The organism is Pseudoalteromonas sp. P1-13-1a, from assembly GCF_001401875.1.
Taxonomy (GTDB): domain Bacteria; phylum Pseudomonadota; class Gammaproteobacteria; order Enterobacterales; family Alteromonadaceae; genus Pseudoalteromonas.
In genome coordinates this window covers 205315-222853 of the sequence record NZ_LKDV01000002.1, presented here as the reverse complement: position 1 = coordinate 222853, position 17539 = coordinate 205315, and the positions used below count along the sequence as shown (strand labels likewise).

The window sequence follows — 17539 nt, the reverse complement described above, 5'->3', positions numbered from 1 at the left end:
AATTTTTTGCCTTGCTATCAACACGTTTATCCATCCTCAAAATAGATCACTTAATTATGCGGATTGGTATAAAAGGGTTAAAAATGTGTAGTTACTTAGGCTATACGTTTAAAATATTTTAAATGAGCGATTAAAAAAGGGCCTATTTAGGCCCTTTTGGTATTAACGTATTAGGTTAGGTATTTACACTTACTGCTTGTAAAGATTCACTTTGGTAACAACCTAATACACGTACATATTGAGTATGTTCTTTAAGCTCTTCTAAGGCATGTTTTACTTGGTTATCGGCAAGGTTTGCCTCTAAGTCCACATAAAACACTTCTTCCCACGGGTTACCCGGTACAGGACGAGACTCGAGTTTAACTAAGTTTATTTGATGTTGTTTAAACACCATTAGCGCATCAGCCAATGAACCTGCTTGCTGTTTAGTGGCCATAATGAGGCTGGTTTTAGTGGGTATTTGTTTAGACACCTGCAGTGGCTTGCGTGCAACGACTATAAAGCGGCTGTGGTTTTCGCTTTGATTAGCTAGGTTTGACTTTATCACTTCAAGGCCCACATTTTTACCCGCCTGCGCTGAGCCAATAGCCGCACTATTTGGCGTGTTTAATGCTGACTGCAAGGCACTTGAGGTGGAATCACAGGTTTCATGTTGTAAGTCCCCCAGCCCTTGTAAAAAGCGACTGCACTGAGCAAATGGCTGAGGGTGAGCATAAATTTTGGTTAATTGGCTTAATTCAGTATCTGGGGTTGCAAGTAGGCAGTGCTCTACACTGTGGGTCACTTCACCAACAATTGATACTTGAGCGTGTTGTAATAAATCAAACACTTCGTTAATACTGCCCGAACTGGTGTTTTCTATTGGCAGTAATCCAAAATCTGCTTGGCCATTTTCTACTTTGCCTGTTATTTCGTCAAATGAGCTACAGCCAATTTCAACCAACTTGCCAGGGCGGCGGCTAAAGTACTTATGACATGCTAGTTGACTGTAAGTACCTTGCCCACCTAAATAAGTAACACGATGTGTTTCACTTAGCGCATCTGGGTTAAGGTTTTTTTGCAGCATTGCTTGCTGATGTAAAACAGAGTCTTCTAAAATAGTCTGAAAAACGTTATTTACATAATACGCGTCAAGACCAAGCGATTTACCATAACCTATTAACTTTTCTAATAGGGCTAGTTCACGCGCTTCATCACGAATGGGTTTATTATTAGCAATTTTATACTCTACTACACCGTGGCTTATGCGGCGGCGTTTGGCTAATAACACTAATAAATCTGAATCTATTTCATTAATGTCGTGTCTGAGCGCGTTTAAAACGTCGTTGGTCATTTTGGTTTCCTCATTCCAAAAATAAGTTGCATCTGCGCAACTAAAACAAAAAAGCCTCCCTAGTGGGAGGCTTTGCTATTCGATTGATTTTATCTCACAAACAGGTCAGCCTCTTTTATAAAAAGAAGCTAAAAAAAGAAAAAAACGTGCAAGATAAGATAATTTTCATCCTGTTAATGTATGAGGTGTTACTGGCAAAGTCAACCAGCAAGCCCGTTTAAATAAACATGATGAAGAATTATCAGCTCCAGGCTAACTTTTAGATAAAATTCACAAATAGTTTATAAATATGAATAGGGATCTGGTATATTTCAGGTATTAGCTAAAAATAACAACAACTAAAATAATAAGGTTGGCCTGTGGTGTATAGACGCCCTCCATCGCGTTTTGGACTAAATTCTTTGAGTGTAAAGCTGTCATTGCTTATATCTGCAATTTGTTTAATTGCCGGTGTGTGCGCTGCCGCGCTGATGCTTAAATCTGAAGAGAAACAATTAGTTTTTGAAGAGCATGAAGTACTTAAAAGCTCTACTGAATTACTCATCAGGCAATTTGACGCATTAATTAAAACAAAGTCGGCTGTTGCCAAGCAAGCCAATAATGTTGTCTCAGAGCAGCTATTTAGCGAAAGCTCAGCAATTAATTTATCTAACAAAACCCAATTACAATTTAATAGTGACGGCACTATTCGCAGTGCATCAAGTGATGGCCTCTCAGCTGCATTTCTTCCTCAGCAGCATTACTCTCCTTTTTACAAGCGCTTATTCAATAACTCAGAGTCGTTATGGAAAATTATTTCACCAACCCTAATTCACGACTTTTTTAATTTTTATATGATCACCAAAGATGATTTCATCCGTGTTTCGCCTCCAAATTGGGCGTTAAACGCTCCGCCTGAACTAAGGGGTTCTAATGGTGCCACATTTAAGTATGTTCAAAGTGATTTAAACCCGAGCAGAGGGCCCGTTTGGTCTAAGGTTTATTACGATAAAGTGTGGCATAAATGGGTCATTAGTTTGCTCGTTCCTTTGTATGTAGACAATGAATTCTTAGGTGTGACGGGCAGCGATATTGATTTAAATACGTTGATTTCTTTTTTACCCGTTGGAGATAAAGAAAAGCATTTACTGGTATTTGATAAAAAAGGTCAGCTACTTGCACATCCGAGTCTTAATCCTGCGCTACAAGCAAGCTATGGCAGTAAAGATAAAACCATAACCACAAACGAATTTGTTAATCCGCAATTGCAAGCCATTATAAATGAAGCAATTACCATGAAATTACCAGAGTATGCTAATTCGTTTGTACAAAACGATGAAGCACACATTATTAATATTCGTAAAATTGACAAGTTAGACTGGTATATTGGGGTTTACAAAAAACGCTCATCAACGCTCTCAGCTCTGCAAGATTTAAAACTGAAATTTTTTGGCTTGTTTGTGCTTTATGCGGTACTGGTTGCCTTATTGTTACATCAAGCGCTGTATCAGCTAGTGCTTCGCAGAATACACACATTAGTGCATGCGGTTACTGGGTTTGGTAAAGGGCAATTATTAACTGAGTTCCCGCCTGAGAATAAAGATGAGATAGGTACACTGAACGGCTCGTTCAGAGATATGACCGTAGAAATTCGTAAGCTTATAGATGGGTTAAATCAGCGAATTACAGAAAAAGAAATCGCTGAAAAAGCCGCTAACAAACTCTCAAAGGCTGTTGCTTTCTCAGGGACTGGGGTTGTGATAACGGATGAAGATTTTGTGATTGAATATGTAAATCCCAAAATGCTTGAAATGACAGGCTACCCCGAAAGCCATTTTAATCGCGCCCCACTTTTGAATATTATTGCATCAGAGATGGCTATTTTAGTCGAAGACATCAATATCGACCTTCGCAGTAGAAATTACTGGCGGGGGGATACCTTGATTCAAGGTAATGATAAGCAGCCTATTTGGGTGTCTTTAAGTGTTTCTCCTATTCGCGAAGACGGCGGTGAGATCACCAGTTACGTAGCCTCCGCGCAAGATATTTCGTTTGTTAAAGAAAGCCAGCGAAAAATGGAGCAGCTTGCGTACTTTGACACGTTAACGGGCTTAGCAAACCGAACCTTTTTTAGAATGCAGTTGCGTAAATCAATGGCTTTGGCTGAGCGCGGCCATTATGCATTTGCCCTTTTTTACTTTGATTTAGATGAATTTAAGCGCATTAACGATACGTTAGGGCATGATGCGGGGGATCAGCTGTTAATTGAAGTGGCTAATCGTCTTAAAGCACGGTTACGCGCTGAAGATACTATTGCCCGTTTGGGTGGCGACGAATTTGCTGTTTTACTCAGCGGTATTGAAAGCCAAGAGCATGCTAGCGATGTGGCAAACACCATTCAAAAAACACTTAACGTGCCTATAAAGCTTGGCAATAACGAAGTGATAGTCAGCGCCAGTATTGGTATTACAATGGCCCCATACGATAGCCTAGAAGAGGATCAGCTTTTAAAGCATGCTGATTTAGCAATGTACGAGGCAAAAGCAAAAGGGCGTAATACTTACCATTTTTATAGTCAAGAGCTTAACGCAGCTGCCAATGAAAGGCTGTTCATTGAAAATGAATTACGCCATGCAATTAAAGAAAAACAGTTTGAGGTTTATTATCAGCCGCAAATTAATTCATTAACTCAACATGTAGTTGGTTATGAAGCGCTACTGCGTTGGTTCCACCCAATAGAAGGACTTATTTCACCGACTAAGTTCATTCCTATTGCTGAGGCAACAGGGCTTATTGTTGAGCTTGGTGAGTGGGTATTACAACAATCTTGCGAGTTTGCCGTGCGTTTAGCTAAAGAGGGTCGTGATAACAACGTATCGATTAATTTATCGGCACGGCAGTTTAAAGACGCTAATTTAGTCCCTATGTTAAGCAATATTATTAAGCAAACAGGTGTAAGCCCTAAACGACTTCACTTAGAGCTGACCGAAAGTATGTTAATGGGTAATGTTGAAGCGGCCATAACGCAGTTACACGAACTTAAAGCGTTAGGTATTTCAATTTCTATTGATGATTTTGGTACAGGTTATTCGTCACTAAGTTACTTAAAACGATTCCCGGTCGACATATTAAAAATTGACCGCTCGTTTGTAAAAGATATTCCAACCGACCCTAATGATATGGAAATAACCGCCGCTATTATAGCCATGGCGCAAAAACTTAAATTAGACGTAGTTGCAGAAGGGGTCGAAACCAAAGAGCAAATAGAGTTTTTGCAAAATAATAATTGTTATATTGTGCAGGGATTTTATTACAGCAAACCGGTTGCTGAGAAAGAGCTCTCAGCGTTGTACAAAAAATTAAATGATGAACCTAATAGTGTTAGTAGCAAATAAAAGGTTGCGGGTTTAACCACCCGCAATTTTTACTTTAAATTTAAGGGTTTCTAAAATCCCTTTTAATTTTTCGCGATCATCGCCTTGAACTTCAATAATGCCTTCTTTTACGGCGCCACCTTGGCCCATTTTGCTTTTTATTGTTTTAGCTAGCTTTTTTAGATCGTGTGCTTTTGGGTCTATACCTACCACCAACATGACACCTTTTCCTTTACGGCCCTTCGTTTGGCGCTCTATGCGGATAAAGCCATCTTTAAATAGTTTTGCAGTGGGTTCTTGCTCAACCTTTGGTTGGCTAATTCGGCCCATGTCGGTGGAATATACTAAGCGGTCATCACTCATAATTTACCTAAATAAACGTTTTTATTGATGTACTAAATAATAACAAATTTACTGGCGAGTGTTTTTATTTTTGCTAAATACTTTTAACAGGTTATATTTAGATCAAAGGAAATATAATTGGAGTTTAGAATGAGTTTAACAAAGAGTTTATCGGTTGATGAAAGTACTTTAACGATACAAATTAAAGGCAAATTTGACTTTAATTTAGTGCAATCATTTCGCCAAGCTTATGCGCAAATTGAGCCTAAAACAAATAAAGTGATTATCGATTTAAGAGAGACCGACTACATGGATAGTTCTGCACTAGGTATGTTGCTTAACATGAAAAAAACCATTGAAAGCCAAGTACAAACTATAGAGATTAGTAACTGTCAGCCTCAGCTTAAAAAAATACTGCAAATATCACGTTTTGACAAAAAGTTTGATATTAACTAATGACCCACGTACTTATTGTTGACGATCAAGCACTTAATCGCATCCTACTGGAAAAAATGCTGCTTGAGGAAAACTATAAAATATCAATAGCGTTTAACGGTCTCGAAGCGCTAGAAGTGCTAGAAAAAGAAGCCATTGATATTGTTTTACTCGATGTGCTTATGCCGGTAATGGATGGCTTTGAAGCCGCAAAGCGAATAAAGCAGCGCTATAACGACGTTTACCTACCTATAATTTTTATTACTTCGCTTGAGGATCAAAACAGCTTTGAGCGTTGTTTAGAGGTAGGCGGGGATGACTTTATTCAAAAGCCGTTTGAAAAAGTAATTTTAAACGCAAAAATAAAGGCGCATAGCCGTACCCGTGAATTAAGTAAAAAAGCCCACCAACAGAACACTTTACTTGAGTATCATCGCAATCAAATAGAGCGCGAGCACGAAATTATTGAGCACATTTTTAATAATTCGCTCGAAAACCAAGATAAATTTAACGATCATTTAGACTTTAGCCTGTCTCCTGCTTCTATGTTTAACGGTGACATGTTTTTAGTCGCGCAAAGTCCAATTGGCAATTTATATTGCATGTTGGGGGATTTTACCGGCCATGGTTTAGCTGCTGCTATTGGCGCGCTGCCAGCATCTCGAGTGTTTTATACTATGGTGCAAAAAGGCATGGCGGTTAATGATATTGCCTCTGAAATTAATATATTGCTGCACAGTTTACTACCGGAGCATATGTTTTGTGCGGCGACCATTATTGAGCTCAGTGCGTCAGGCAAAAGTATTTCAGCTTGGTTGGGCGGCTTGCCCGATGCCTACTTAATAAATACTGATGGTGAAGTAAAGCAAACGCTTGAATCGCAACACATGGCGCTGGGGATTTTAGACAGTGATGAATTTGAATACGAGCTAATTAATTTAGAAGTTGATAAAAACACCCGCTTAGTGCTTTCAACTGACGGCATAATAGAAACTAACAACGATGCTGATATTTTTTATGGTGAGCAGCGCTTTTTAGCTGCACTAAAAAGCAAGCCGATGATCAGCAGCCAGCGCGTTATAGATAATGTAAATACTTTTGCCAATGGTAGCGAGCAATTAGACGACTTAAGCTTAGTACTGCTTAATTGTTTGCCACTAACCCCAGAGCCTGAGGCCAAAGAAGCGTATTCTAATTTAGCGTTTAACTTTTCACTTAGCTTAAACGCGCAGCAAATTAAATGCACAGACCCTGTGTATGATGTTGTTAATGTATTAAGCAGTGTTGAGGGGCTTAGGTCGCATCGCTCAAATATATTTTTATTACTTTCTGAGGCATACAACAACGCACTTGATCACGGTGTATTAGGCCTAGATTCAGACATAAAAAAACAAGACGATGGCTTTTTTAAATACTATGAATTAAGAGAGCAAGCACTGAGCAAAATGAAAGAGGCGATGATCATTATTGATATGCGTTATTGCCCAGATACCTTGTGCTTGTACTTTATTATTTGTGACTCGGGTAGGGGATTTTCAAGTGACTCTTCAAAACGTACCGAACTCAACGCAGAGTTTGGTCGCGGCTTATCGTTACTCGAAGAAGTGGCTGAAAAAGTGACGTATAACGCAAGTGGTAACCAAGTCGAACTGTGTTATAAGTTGCTATAGCTCAGAAAAAATTTCCGTGGTATTATCTAAAAAATTTTAGATGTATGGATGGCCAAATGATTTCTTCTTACCTTGATATTGCGCAATTAAACATAGACCCACAATTAATTGCCAAAGAGCTAGAGCAGCTAGAACAGTATATTGCTCAGAGCGCGTTGCCGTCTGTGCGTTGGGAGTATCAAATTCCTGAACTTGGTGAAGGCGGCGCATGTAGTTTGTTTGGTTATTTACAAGATGAGCCATTTAAGCTCACCGAACACGTGAGCGCGACTTCACAAAACGAGCAAAAACTAGCAAATCTGCAAAATATAGTTAATTACATAGCCCAGCAAACACAGGTCGATTGGTATGGTATTTATCAGGCAATTGACACAGCTCAAGGCCCGCAATTATTAAAACTGGCGTATCAAGGCGCGCCAAGCCGCCCACTGTTTCCTCTCACTGATGCTTTTGCAGCAGGCAGTAATAATGTACAAGTTGCGTTATCTAAGCGTGGGCGTGTAATTAACAACGTTGAGAGCTATTTAGCACAAGGAGGCGAGTACTATACGTGCGACCCTAAAGTAAAAGCTGAAACCTGTTTACCTTTGTTTAATGATCAACATGAGTGCGTCGGTATTGTTGATGCGGAGGCATTTAGTAACGACTTTTTTGATAGCCGTACACTGGCTGTATTAATTGCGTGCTGCATTAAAATTCCTCACTTTCTAGTGTAAATATCACTAGCCAAGAAGGTAAGCTTTTATGTTAAGCTTACTACAACAGCCAACCCCTAATTAATGATAAGAGATAGCTAATGTTCTCAGAATTAAAACCATTACCAACAGATCCTATTCTTGGCCTTATGGCAGCCTATAAACAAGATACAAACCCTAACAAAATTGATTTAGGTGTAGGTGTCTATAAAGATGAGCAAGGCAACACACCGGTATTAAAAGCGGTTAAAAAAGCTGAAGCATTTCGTTTAGAAAACGAAACAAGCAAATCTTACATTGGTTTAGCGGGTAACTTAGACTACTGTCAAAAAATGGAAAACCTATTACTAGGTGAGCACCAAGCACTTTTAGCTAACCGCGTACGTACTGCACAAGCACCAGGTGGTACAGGTGCACTTCGCGTTGCGGCTGAGTTTATTAAACGTTGCAATAAAGACGCAACAGTATGGGTAACTACACCAACATGGGCTAACCACATTAGCTTGTTTGAAGCAGCAGGCTTAAACGTTAAAGAGTACCCATACTACGATTACGAAAACAAAGACTTATTGTTTGACGACATGATAAACACCCTCAAGCAAGTACCAAAAGGGGACATTGTGCTACTTCATGCATGTTGTCATAACCCAAGTGGTATGGACTTAAACGAGACACAATGGAACACCGTTGCTCAGCTTGCAAAAGAAGTCGGCTTTACACCACTTATTGATATTGCTTATCAAGGTTTTGGCTCATCACTTGAAGAAGATGCACGTGGGCTTCGCATTTTAGCTGATGCGGTAGAAGAGCTAATTATTTGTTCGTCTTGTTCTAAAAACTTTGGTTTATACCGTGAGCGTATTGGTGCGTGTTCTATTATTGCAAAAGACGCTGCAACCGCAGATATTTCAAACTCTGTGCTATTAAGCGTTGTACGTAGTATTTATTCAATGCCACCGGCGCACGGTGCCGACATTGTAAACACTATTTTAAGCAGCACAGAACTTACACAAATGTGGCACAGTGAGCTTGATGAAATGCGTAATCGTATTAATGGTTTACGTAGCTTAATCAAAGAAAGCTTAGCAGCAAAAGAAATAGAGCAAGACTTTTCGTTTATTGAACGCCAGCATGGTATGTTTTCTTTCTTAGGCATTAATAAAGAGCAAATTGCGCGCCTACAAAAAGAATATGGTATATACATTGTTGGTTCTAGCCGCGTAAACGTAGCCGGTATTAGCGATGCAAACATTGAATACTTTGCAAATGCTGTCGCTGACGTTTGTAAATAAACCGTCTGCTAAATAGTAAAAAACCGCACTAACCAAAGGTTGTGCGGTTTTTTTAATTTATACCCCTCCTCAAAATAGATCACTTAATTATGCGGATTGGTATTAAAATGAGCTTAGCTTTCAATTAAGTCTTCAACACCAACAATCAGCCATGGTGCATCATTTGATGTTGAGCGCTCAAGGTGCCAAATTTCTAAAATTGGCTCTTCTTTTTTATCACCTAAATCACGGTACTTACCTTTAAAGCGAATACTTACTTGCCAAGCGCTCGCTGTTGTATCGGCGCGAACAAGCTCTGCATCTATAAACATAACTTCAGTGTCTACACTTTCAATCGCTTCGCGTTCTGCTTTAAATTCTTGTGCTAACTCTGGGCTTAGGTATTCAGCCATCGTTGCATAATCAGCATTGTTCCATGCTATTTGTAGCGTATGGTAATGGCTACGCGCACCTTGTAAAAAGCCATTTACGTCAAAATTGGGTGGTAAGTTATAAGGCACTTGTTCTGCGTTAGTGCTTTGCTGAGCAAACCTATGATTTATAGGCTGCTCAGATTGAGCGTGTTTAAATGCATTTTGCCCCATATTATTGCCAGCAAGCTGCGGGGGTTGTTTAGCGCGTATAAAGCCCATAACAAGCTTAAATATAATAAATGCAGCTCCAGCTAATAAAATCATTTCCAATAGCTGAAACCCTTCAAAATTATCACCTAACATTGCTGCAATTAACCCACCGGCTAAAAGTCCACCTAGTACACCCGCCATTATGCCTTTTTTATTCGACTTAGCTTTAGTAGCCGGGGCTTGTGTTGTCGTGTCAGCTTTTTGCTTTTGTGCGGTTTGTTGAGTTGTTGGGGTTTTGCCGCGTTTGCTGCTACCAAATTTTTTACGTGCATGTACATCAAAACTGGCAGTACAAAGTAGTGCTAGTAAAGTAAATATAACGATGATGTTCTTCATGAAATTCCTTAATTTAAATCGAGCAGGAATTATAATTTACTTTGTTGTAGAACTTAATAAATTACGCTTAAAATCAACGTGATCGAGTGATAAGTAAACAGTGGTAATTATTTATAGGCACAAAAAAAGCGCTTATTTAAGCGCTTTTAAAATAACAATAAAGTTATAGCCAACGAATAGCATTGGTAACCCGCTCGTTGTACACATTAATTGGCGCGCCGGTATTTGCCACTAAAATAGTATCGGCTTTTTCGCCTCGATTAATATGCCCTGCAAAACGAGAATCATGAAAATCATCTTCGCCAAACCCAAACGACTTATTTTCAGAAGGGACAATAAACACTGTCATTGGGCCAAAGTCTGACTCAAAAATTAAGTGCAAACCTTTTTCTCCTTTGAAATCGCAAAACATTGCATAAGTAATCTTACCAGGCAGCTCTTCTATATGAGCGCCAAGTAGTGCAAGCTTGTCGTTGACGCTTTGTAAACTAATAGCATCGGTTTTTTCAAGGGCGCTAATTTCATGGTAAACATGGGTTAAGGCATGTTCACCTGCTGCGTGGGCAATGTGTTGTTCTGTGCTAAAAAAGAACGCACCAATGGCCACAAAAAAAGACGCGGCTAACGCTAAATGAACACGGTCAAATTTAAACCGAGAGCGTGCATCTACAACGTTACCCCCTGAGGCTTGTTCCTCTTGAATCGCTTTTTCTTTCAACGACGTATTTAAAATAATACGCTCAGCAAGGTTTTCAGGCACGGGCACATCTAACGCATCTTGAATGTGTTTATCAAAGTCTTTCATGTCGTTAATAAAGTTTTGTCGCTCAGAGCTTTCTTTAGCAAACTCTAAAAGCTCCTTTTCTAAATCGTTTGGCTGCGCAATAGTGCGTCGACGAAACTCAAGTTCATCCATTATTTTGATGCCCCTTTAAGTTGTTCATCATCACGGCTTAAAGCCTCTTTAAGTTGGTTTCTGGCACGGTATAAACGGGTCATAACCGTGTTTTTATTTAAATCGAGAATCTCAGCTATTTCTTCACCAGAGCAACCCATAACAACTTGCAGAAGTAAGGGTTCTCTGTATTCGTCAGATAGCAGTGAAATTTGGCGTTGGATAACCGTTTGCTCCATTTCATCATCTAACGAATGGCTGGTTTCATCGACAAGTGTATCGTTTTCTACATCGCTGTAGTCAAATTGCTTGCGCTCAAAGCGACGCGCATTTTCTCTACGCAAAATAGTGAGCAGCCATGGCTTGGCGGCTTTTTGATCCAATAATGAGTCAAGCGAGCGCCAAGCACGTAAAAACGTTTCTTGTACTAAGTCATCTGCAATATGGGGGTCACGGCATAACCAATAAGCAAAGCGATAAAGCTCCTTATTGTATACATGAACCAAGGCTTCATAGCGCTTTTGTTTCTCTGCCATATCAACTAAGACCTGATTATTTGATTTTTTCTTTCCAAGCATAATTACTTTTTTTAGTTAAAATTTATCATTTAATGCATGCAAAGACCTGAACTTATCAATTTTTTAATAAAGGTCTTTTAATACAGCTTGTTGCGACTTTGCGTGTTGAACTTGGTGCTGTTCAATTATGTTAATAATAGCATTAAGATCGAAATCTGCGTTGTTATTAGCATAAAGAGCTGAGCGTAAACGGTTGGTCTGTATTGCCAGCTCATCATTATTGATGTTGTGTATTAACGTGTCTATCGCAGCTACTTTTTTGCCCGTAAGCTTAATCGCTACTTCATTTAGTTCGCTGTAAAATGCATTGAGGTTATTTGATTTGGCTGCATTTTTAAGCGCGTTTAATGAAAGCGGTTGGGCTTTATTTACAGATGCACTGTTATTTTTTTGCTCATTATTAGTAGAACGGCTTAGCCAATAAAAAATTGCAGTGATTATCCAAAAAATATACCCCAGCACGGCAACAATAATTAACCAAAGCGGAATAACACTTTGCGACGTGGCTACTGCTGTATTGTGCTGCTCTGTATTACTTAGATTATTGTCAGGCAAATTTGGCTCACCTGTATTAAGGGGAGCGTTTGTAGCAGTGCTTGGGTTTATACCATTGGCGCTTGGTGTTACGGTTATAGTACGTTCAGGTAATTTAGCATAGCTAATACGGTTTATTTTGGTGTTATACCAAGGCAATGTTATTTCAGGTAGGGTGTAGGTACCTGCTTTTTGTGGTAATAACGCAAATGACGCTGTTTGCTGAGATACAACCCGTCCGTTTCTTACGGCATTGTTTGTTTCTACCTCGTCGGGATAACTGCGAATTCCCGTAATGGTTTTCATATCAATTTCAGGCAGTTGCTCTTTAGTAACCCCTAATGCGGTTAAGGTAATAGTGCGTGTAATAGGTGTGCCAACTTCTACTGTATTTTCATCAGGTTGCCACTGCTCATCAATATTAACTAACTCACTGGGCAGCCATGCGCCTTTATAGTTTGCTGGGATAGGTTTTATCTCAAGTTGCTGATCATCCCCTAAAGCCGACACCTCTAATTGGCGGTAGTTTTGTTGTACACGGCCTTGAAATGTAGGGCCTGTAATAGTGTATACACCACTTTTTTGCGGTTGTAGTAAGTATTCTCGGGTGATCACTAAATAACGTTTACCATCTACAAGCTCATAGCTTTCGGTTTGTTTACCTAATTGAGTAAGTTGGGCATCCTCCATGGTGGGTGTACTTAAACTGCCATCAAGTAGCTCTTTTGCTAGGTAGAGTTTAATCGTATATACGCCAGCTTCTTGAACAAACAACGCGTCACTTGAGAGCGATGTTTTTAAAAAAATATCGTTATTTTTATCAGCATCGGCTGCGCGTTTAGCCACTTTTAATTTTATAGGTTGCGAGCTTAAACCTGCCACGGTAAAGGCTGGAATGGTGTATTCGCCCTCATTACGGGTCATTAACTTTACAGACCACGTTGTTTGCTTATTAATACTGCCATTTATAATGTTGGTGCGCGTACTCAAACTTGTGGGCCCAACGACAAAGTCTTTAAGTAACACCGAGGTGTCGGGTTGCTCGGTTTTTATTGTGTCGTCCACTGAAATGTTAAGCATAAAAAATTCGCCAGCAAGGACTGGGTTTTTATCTACACTTGCCTCTAATTTGGTGGCGGCCCATGATGGCATCGCACTTAATAGCAATAAACAGCAAAATAATCGCATTACCATGATTTTTCTACTCCTGTAGGGCGACGTTGATATTGTCTTTTTTGGGCTTCTAATTGCATTTTATTCCGTAATAAAATTGCCGGATCGTCCGGTACTTTTCTTAATAACTGGTTAAGCTGCTGGGCTTTTTCTTTCTCTTCGTTGGTGAGCTCACGGGCTTGTGCTTGCGCGGCTTGTTGTTGGGCGTTTTGCTTTTGCTCATCTGTTAACGTTTGCTGCTGCGCTGTTTGCGGCTGAGCATTTTCAGCCTGTTCTTCGTTTGTTTGCTCAGGCTGTTTTTGCTCTTGATTAGCTTGTGGCTGAGTTTGTAGGTCTGGCTCATTTTGTTTATCTGATTGTGAACCCGACTCAGCACTTTGTGGGTCTTGCTCAGTGTCAGACTCATCACTTGGCTCACCTTGCTGATCTTGTGATTGTTCGCCTTGGCTTTGCTCTGATTGAGAATCGCTATTTTCACCTTGTTGGCTTTGATCTGATTGCTGATTGTTTTGTTGCTCACTTTGAGCAGATTGTTGCTGATTATCTTGCGAATCACCCTCTTGCTGTTGCTGCTGTTGCTGCTCGAGCAACTGCTCAACCAAAGCTTGGTTATCAGCGGCTTCGCTAAAGTTAGGTTGTAACGTTTGTGCTTGTTTGTAAGCATCTATGGCTTGTTCTAGCTGTCCTGATTTGGCAAGCGCGTTGGCATAGTTATAAAAACCAGTGGCTGATTTATCATTACTAAAGGCTTCTAGTGCGGCATCAAAATTACCTTGTTGGTACAATGCGGCCCCTTTTAAGCTGCTTGAGTCGGCATTGGCGGCCTGTTCAAAATCTTTATTTTTATAAGCATCAAGTGCTTGCTGATCAGTATTTTTTAAAAAAGAGGGGAGCTCTAATGCGCTTGCTTGCTGGGTTGGCAAAACGCTGAGTACCAAAAAGGCCCCTAAAAATGCTGCACTTCTAAATAAATAAAGACCTAAGGGCAGTAAAATAAGTAACCCGTATATACCGGCGTCTATACGCCAAAGGGCATGGCTTTGTTTTTCATCTTTTAATAACTCACTATTGGCACTTGGTGCAAAAGTAGCTATGTCGCTGCTGCTAGGTTGGTAAAGGGCAAACTTTCCACCACTTCGCGTCGCTAGGCTTTTTAAGCGGCTAATATTAATAGTAGGAATGACTATTTGACCGTAGCTGTCTTTTAAAAAGCCGCCTTCAGGTAATTTAATCGGCGCGCCTTGCTCTGTGCCAACGCCATATATATTTAGCCGATAAGAGGAATTACTGGTAAAGCTTGTAATATCACTTTGTTCTTCTTGGTCTATGCCATCGGTAACTAATATTATATCGCCATCAATATAGCCTGCTTGTGTTAAAAGCTCCTTTGCCATATCAAGGCCAGCTAAAACATTCGAGCCTTTATCGGGCATAATGTCAGGGCTTAAACTCGGAATTAAATTGCTAAGCGTAGTGGCATCGTTTGTGAGTGGCGAAATAGTATAGGCACTGCCGGCATAAGCAACTAAAGCCGTGTCGCCTTCTTTAAATAGCTCAATCATATCGAGTGCCTTAAAGCGCGATTGCATTAAACGATTTGGTGCTATATCGGTACTGTACATTGAGTACGACATATCCATTACAATTACACGAGCGCTTTTACTTTGAAATACAGGAACCTGTTTTTCTTCAAAGCTTGGGCCTGCACTAAACATAATCGCTAAACAGCAAAATACAGCAACCAACCAGAGTGGTTGGCTGGCTTTAGTGTTTGACTCGTTCATAATAAACGGCGCCAAATGAACCGCTATTAGGTTATCTGCGCTTTGTTTTTTATACTTAATAAAGGCGATAAAAAACAAAGCCAGCGCTGGTATTAAAAGCCACAAAACAGCGGGGCGAATAAATGTAAAGTCCATTAGCTAGGCTCCTTTAATGCACGTAAGGTGCTTAACAGTATTTTTAAACTAATGAGCAAAATAGCAATAAGTAGTGGGTAGTAAAACAATGAGCTTTGCGGGCGAAATGTCTGCTCATCTGCGCTAATTGGCTCTAACTTATCGAGCTCTGCGTAAATTTGCTGAAGTCCAGCTACATCTTTGGCCCTAAAATATAGCCCACCGGTCTGTTCGGCAATATCTTTTAATAGGCTTTCATCTAAGCTGCCGCCACTCATACCGCCCATATTAAAAAGGCTAAAGCCGCGTCGGTTATCAGAGCCAACCCCTATGGTATATACTTTTATTCCTTCTTCGCGGGCAAGGAGTAGGGCGTCTTCAGGTTTTAAATTACCCGCGGTGTTTTGCCCATCGGTTAATAGCACCACAATGCGGTTACTTTTATCTTTATTGGCAAAACGTTTTACCGATAAACCTAGCGCATCGCCAATAGCGGTGGCGCGCCCTACCAAGCCAATTTGAGACTCGCTAAGCATTTTACTTACGGTTTTAACATCGCGAGTTAGCGGCGTTTGTAAAAATGCGGTATCGCCAAATAATATCAGCCCTAGCCTGTCACCTTGACGCTGCTCTATAAAGTCACTCAATACGGCTTTTACCATAGTGAGGCGATCAACATATTGGCCGTTGTAGGCCATGTCTTGTTCGGTCATCGAGCCTGATAAATCGACCGCAAGCATTATATCGCGTCCTTCATTAGGTAATGAAATAGGCTCATCTAACCACGTTGGGTTTGCAGCCGCTGTTACCAGTAATAACCATAAAGCCCATTCAAAAATACTTAACTTACGTGTGCCTTGTTCAAAGCTGTGTGTGGCTAAATTGTGTTGAGCAAAGCTAGGAATGCGAAGGCGCGTTTGTGCGCTACTTGCAGCTGGCTTTAATAATAAAAGTAATAAAGGCAGCGGCAGTAATAAAAATAACCAAGGCCAGCTAAATTCAAACATGTACTGACTCCTTTAACTTAAATTGTTTAATACCTTGGCGAAACTTGTCGGTTAGTTCTTTGTTTGCTTGCTCGGTGTTATAAAGGCTGAGTATTTCCTGCTCGCTAAAGCTTAAACCCGTTAACGCATTAAGCGTATTGCACCAATTAGTGGTTGACTGTGCAGCTAGGCGTTTGTCGTAATACTCAATAACAAGGCGTTTTAAAATAATATGAAGGGTGAGCGGGTTTTGTTCTGTTTTACTTAAATCTATTGCGTAACGTTTTGGCTTTTTAAATTTGTGATTTTTGTAAAACCAAAAAGCAGCTGCACAGATTACTATAAATAGCAGGGCAATAATAACCCACCAAGCAGGAGCGAGTGGCCACCAACTTACTTGGCTTGGTGCTATTATGTCGTGCAGGCCGTCGAGTGGATTGGATTGCATGGTTACTTTCTCACTAATTGCAGTTCAAGCGGGCTGGCTGCATTGAATGATATTAAATTAAGGCCTGATTTAGTTAAGCGGTTAAGGCGAGTACTAAATGCGTGCTCGGCATTTTTTGCAAAGCGTTTTCTAAAATTACTGTCCATTAGTGGAAGGGCAAAGTCTTGATTATTTGCACTTACCGTTACAGTTTGTTTAAACGCAGGGAGCTGATGCTCAAATGGGTCACTTATATGACAGCCTATCAGCTCGCAGTGGCGGCTTAATATTTCTAATTGCTTAAAGCTTGCATCATCAAGGGCATTAAAGTCAGAGACTAAATACACTAAGCTGCCAGGTTTAGCTAAATGATTAAGGCGCTTTAAATTATCACTAAAGTTATTACTTGCTTGTTTGTCTATATTGTTAAGTGCTTGCTGGTGGCTGTCGCATAGGTTATGACACAGCTTTAATACTGCTTTTTCGCGGGCGCTGGGCTTTAGCTCTAAATGCGAGTGCTGGTTAAACACAATGCCGCCAATTCTATCTCCGCGTTGACACGCAGACCATGCAACTAGCGCGCTAATGTGCGCAGCTTGTACCGACTTAAGTAGCAGCTTTGAGCCAAAAAGCATTGAGTTTGAAAAATCAGTAAATACAAACACAGGGCGCTCTTTTTCTTCTTGAAAAAGCTTTGTATGGGTTTCGCCGGTACGCGCCGTTACTCGCCAGTCAATAGAGCGAATGTCATCGCCTTGCTGGTAATGGCGTACTTCGGCAAACTCCATGCCTCGGCCTTTATGAGGCGCAAGGTATTGCCCAGCTAAACTGTTTTTAATTTTAACTTTTGGTGCAAGCTCTAGCAATTGCGCTTTTGCTTTGTAATACATAAGCTCTTTTAGCGCTAAATTTACACCGTGGCTATGGCTTTGCTTTAGCCACGCCTTTGAGTCTAATTGTGTTTGCATA

At 40.3% G+C, this 17539-nt stretch carries 15 protein-coding genes; 5 read left to right on the top strand and 10 right to left on the bottom strand.

Annotated features, from left to right (window positions below):
- Window positions 1-175: 175 nt before the first annotated feature.
- Entirely contained in the window at window positions 176-1333 is a 1158-nt protein-coding gene (locus AN391_RS03095; protein ID WP_055014034.1) for a chorismate mutase, read from the bottom strand.
- Between the two features lie 359 nt (window positions 1334-1692).
- Between AN391_RS03095 and AN391_RS03090 the strand changes: the two genes are divergently transcribed.
- Complete coding sequence (locus tag AN391_RS03090) at window positions 1693-4707, top strand: EAL domain-containing protein (RefSeq protein WP_200910086.1); 3015 nt, start codon at window positions 1693-1695, stop codon at window positions 4705-4707.
- 12 nt (window positions 4708-4719) lie between these two features.
- Here the strand turns inward: AN391_RS03090 and AN391_RS03085 are convergent, their stop codons facing one another.
- Window positions 4720-5049 carry a translation initiation factor gene (locus AN391_RS03085; RefSeq protein WP_055014033.1) on the bottom strand — a complete coding sequence of 110 codons (330 nt, stop codon included), beginning with the start codon at window positions 5047-5049 and terminating at the stop codon, window positions 4720-4722.
- 129 nt (window positions 5050-5178) lie between these two features.
- On the opposite strand from AN391_RS03085, the gene AN391_RS03080 reads away from it, so the two are divergent.
- The 4 genes from AN391_RS03080 (at window position 5179) to AN391_RS03065 (ending at window position 9120) form a co-directional block, all read left to right on the top strand.
- Complete coding sequence (locus tag AN391_RS03080) at window positions 5179-5484, top strand: STAS domain-containing protein (protein ID WP_004587319.1); 306 nt, start codon at window positions 5179-5181, stop codon at window positions 5482-5484.
- Window positions 5484-7133 carry a SpoIIE family protein phosphatase gene (locus tag AN391_RS03075; RefSeq protein WP_055014032.1) on the top strand — a complete coding sequence of 550 codons (1650 nt, stop codon included), beginning with the start codon at window positions 5484-5486 and terminating at the stop codon, window positions 7131-7133. Before AN391_RS03080 ends, AN391_RS03075 begins: the two co-directional genes overlap by 1 nt.
- A gap of 56 nt (window positions 7134-7189) precedes the next feature.
- Entirely contained in the window at window positions 7190-7849 is a 660-nt protein-coding gene (locus tag AN391_RS03070; protein ID WP_055014031.1) for a GAF domain-containing protein, read from the top strand.
- Window positions 7850-7929: 80 nt separating this feature from the next.
- On the top strand, window positions 7930-9120 hold the full coding sequence (locus tag AN391_RS03065; protein ID WP_055014030.1) for an amino acid aminotransferase: 1191 nt from the start codon (window positions 7930-7932) through the stop codon (window positions 9118-9120).
- Between the two features lie 113 nt (window positions 9121-9233).
- Here the strand turns inward: AN391_RS03065 and AN391_RS03060 are convergent, their stop codons facing one another.
- The 8 genes from AN391_RS03060 to AN391_RS03025 form a co-directional block, all read right to left on the bottom strand.
- Window positions 9234-10079, bottom strand: a complete 846-nt coding sequence (locus AN391_RS03060) for a Tim44 domain-containing protein (protein ID WP_055014029.1) — start codon at window positions 10077-10079, stop codon at window positions 9234-9236.
- Window positions 10080-10242: 163 nt separating this feature from the next.
- Window positions 10243-10995, bottom strand: coding sequence for a DUF3379 family protein (locus AN391_RS03055; RefSeq protein WP_055014028.1), 753 nt, complete (start codon window positions 10993-10995; stop codon window positions 10243-10245).
- A complete protein-coding gene (locus tag AN391_RS03050) occupies window positions 10995-11552 on the bottom strand; it encodes a sigma-70 family RNA polymerase sigma factor (protein ID WP_055014027.1) in 558 nt (185 codons plus the stop codon). The genes AN391_RS03055 and AN391_RS03050 overlap by 1 nt, the downstream gene beginning before the upstream one ends.
- A 63-nt stretch (window positions 11553-11615) precedes the next feature.
- Complete coding sequence (locus AN391_RS03045; protein ID WP_055014026.1) at window positions 11616-13280, bottom strand: BatD family protein; 1665 nt, start codon at window positions 13278-13280, stop codon at window positions 11616-11618.
- Entirely contained in the window at window positions 13274-15178 is a 1905-nt protein-coding gene (locus AN391_RS03040) for a VWA domain-containing protein (protein WP_055014025.1), read from the bottom strand. The genes AN391_RS03045 and AN391_RS03040 overlap by 7 nt, the downstream gene beginning before the upstream one ends.
- Window positions 15178-16164, bottom strand: a complete 987-nt coding sequence (locus AN391_RS03035) for a VWA domain-containing protein (protein ID WP_055014024.1) — start codon at window positions 16162-16164, stop codon at window positions 15178-15180. The genes AN391_RS03040 and AN391_RS03035 overlap by 1 nt, the downstream gene beginning before the upstream one ends.
- Complete coding sequence (locus AN391_RS03030) at window positions 16157-16591, bottom strand: DUF4381 domain-containing protein (protein ID WP_055014023.1); 435 nt, start codon at window positions 16589-16591, stop codon at window positions 16157-16159. Before AN391_RS03030 ends, AN391_RS03035 begins: the two co-directional genes overlap by 8 nt.
- A 2-nt stretch (window positions 16592-16593) precedes the next feature.
- Window positions 16594-17538: a DUF58 domain-containing protein gene (locus AN391_RS03025; protein WP_055014022.1), complete on the bottom strand. Its 945-nt coding sequence runs from the start codon at window positions 17536-17538 to the stop codon at window positions 16594-16596.
- Between the last annotated feature and the right edge of the window lies 1 nt (window position 17539).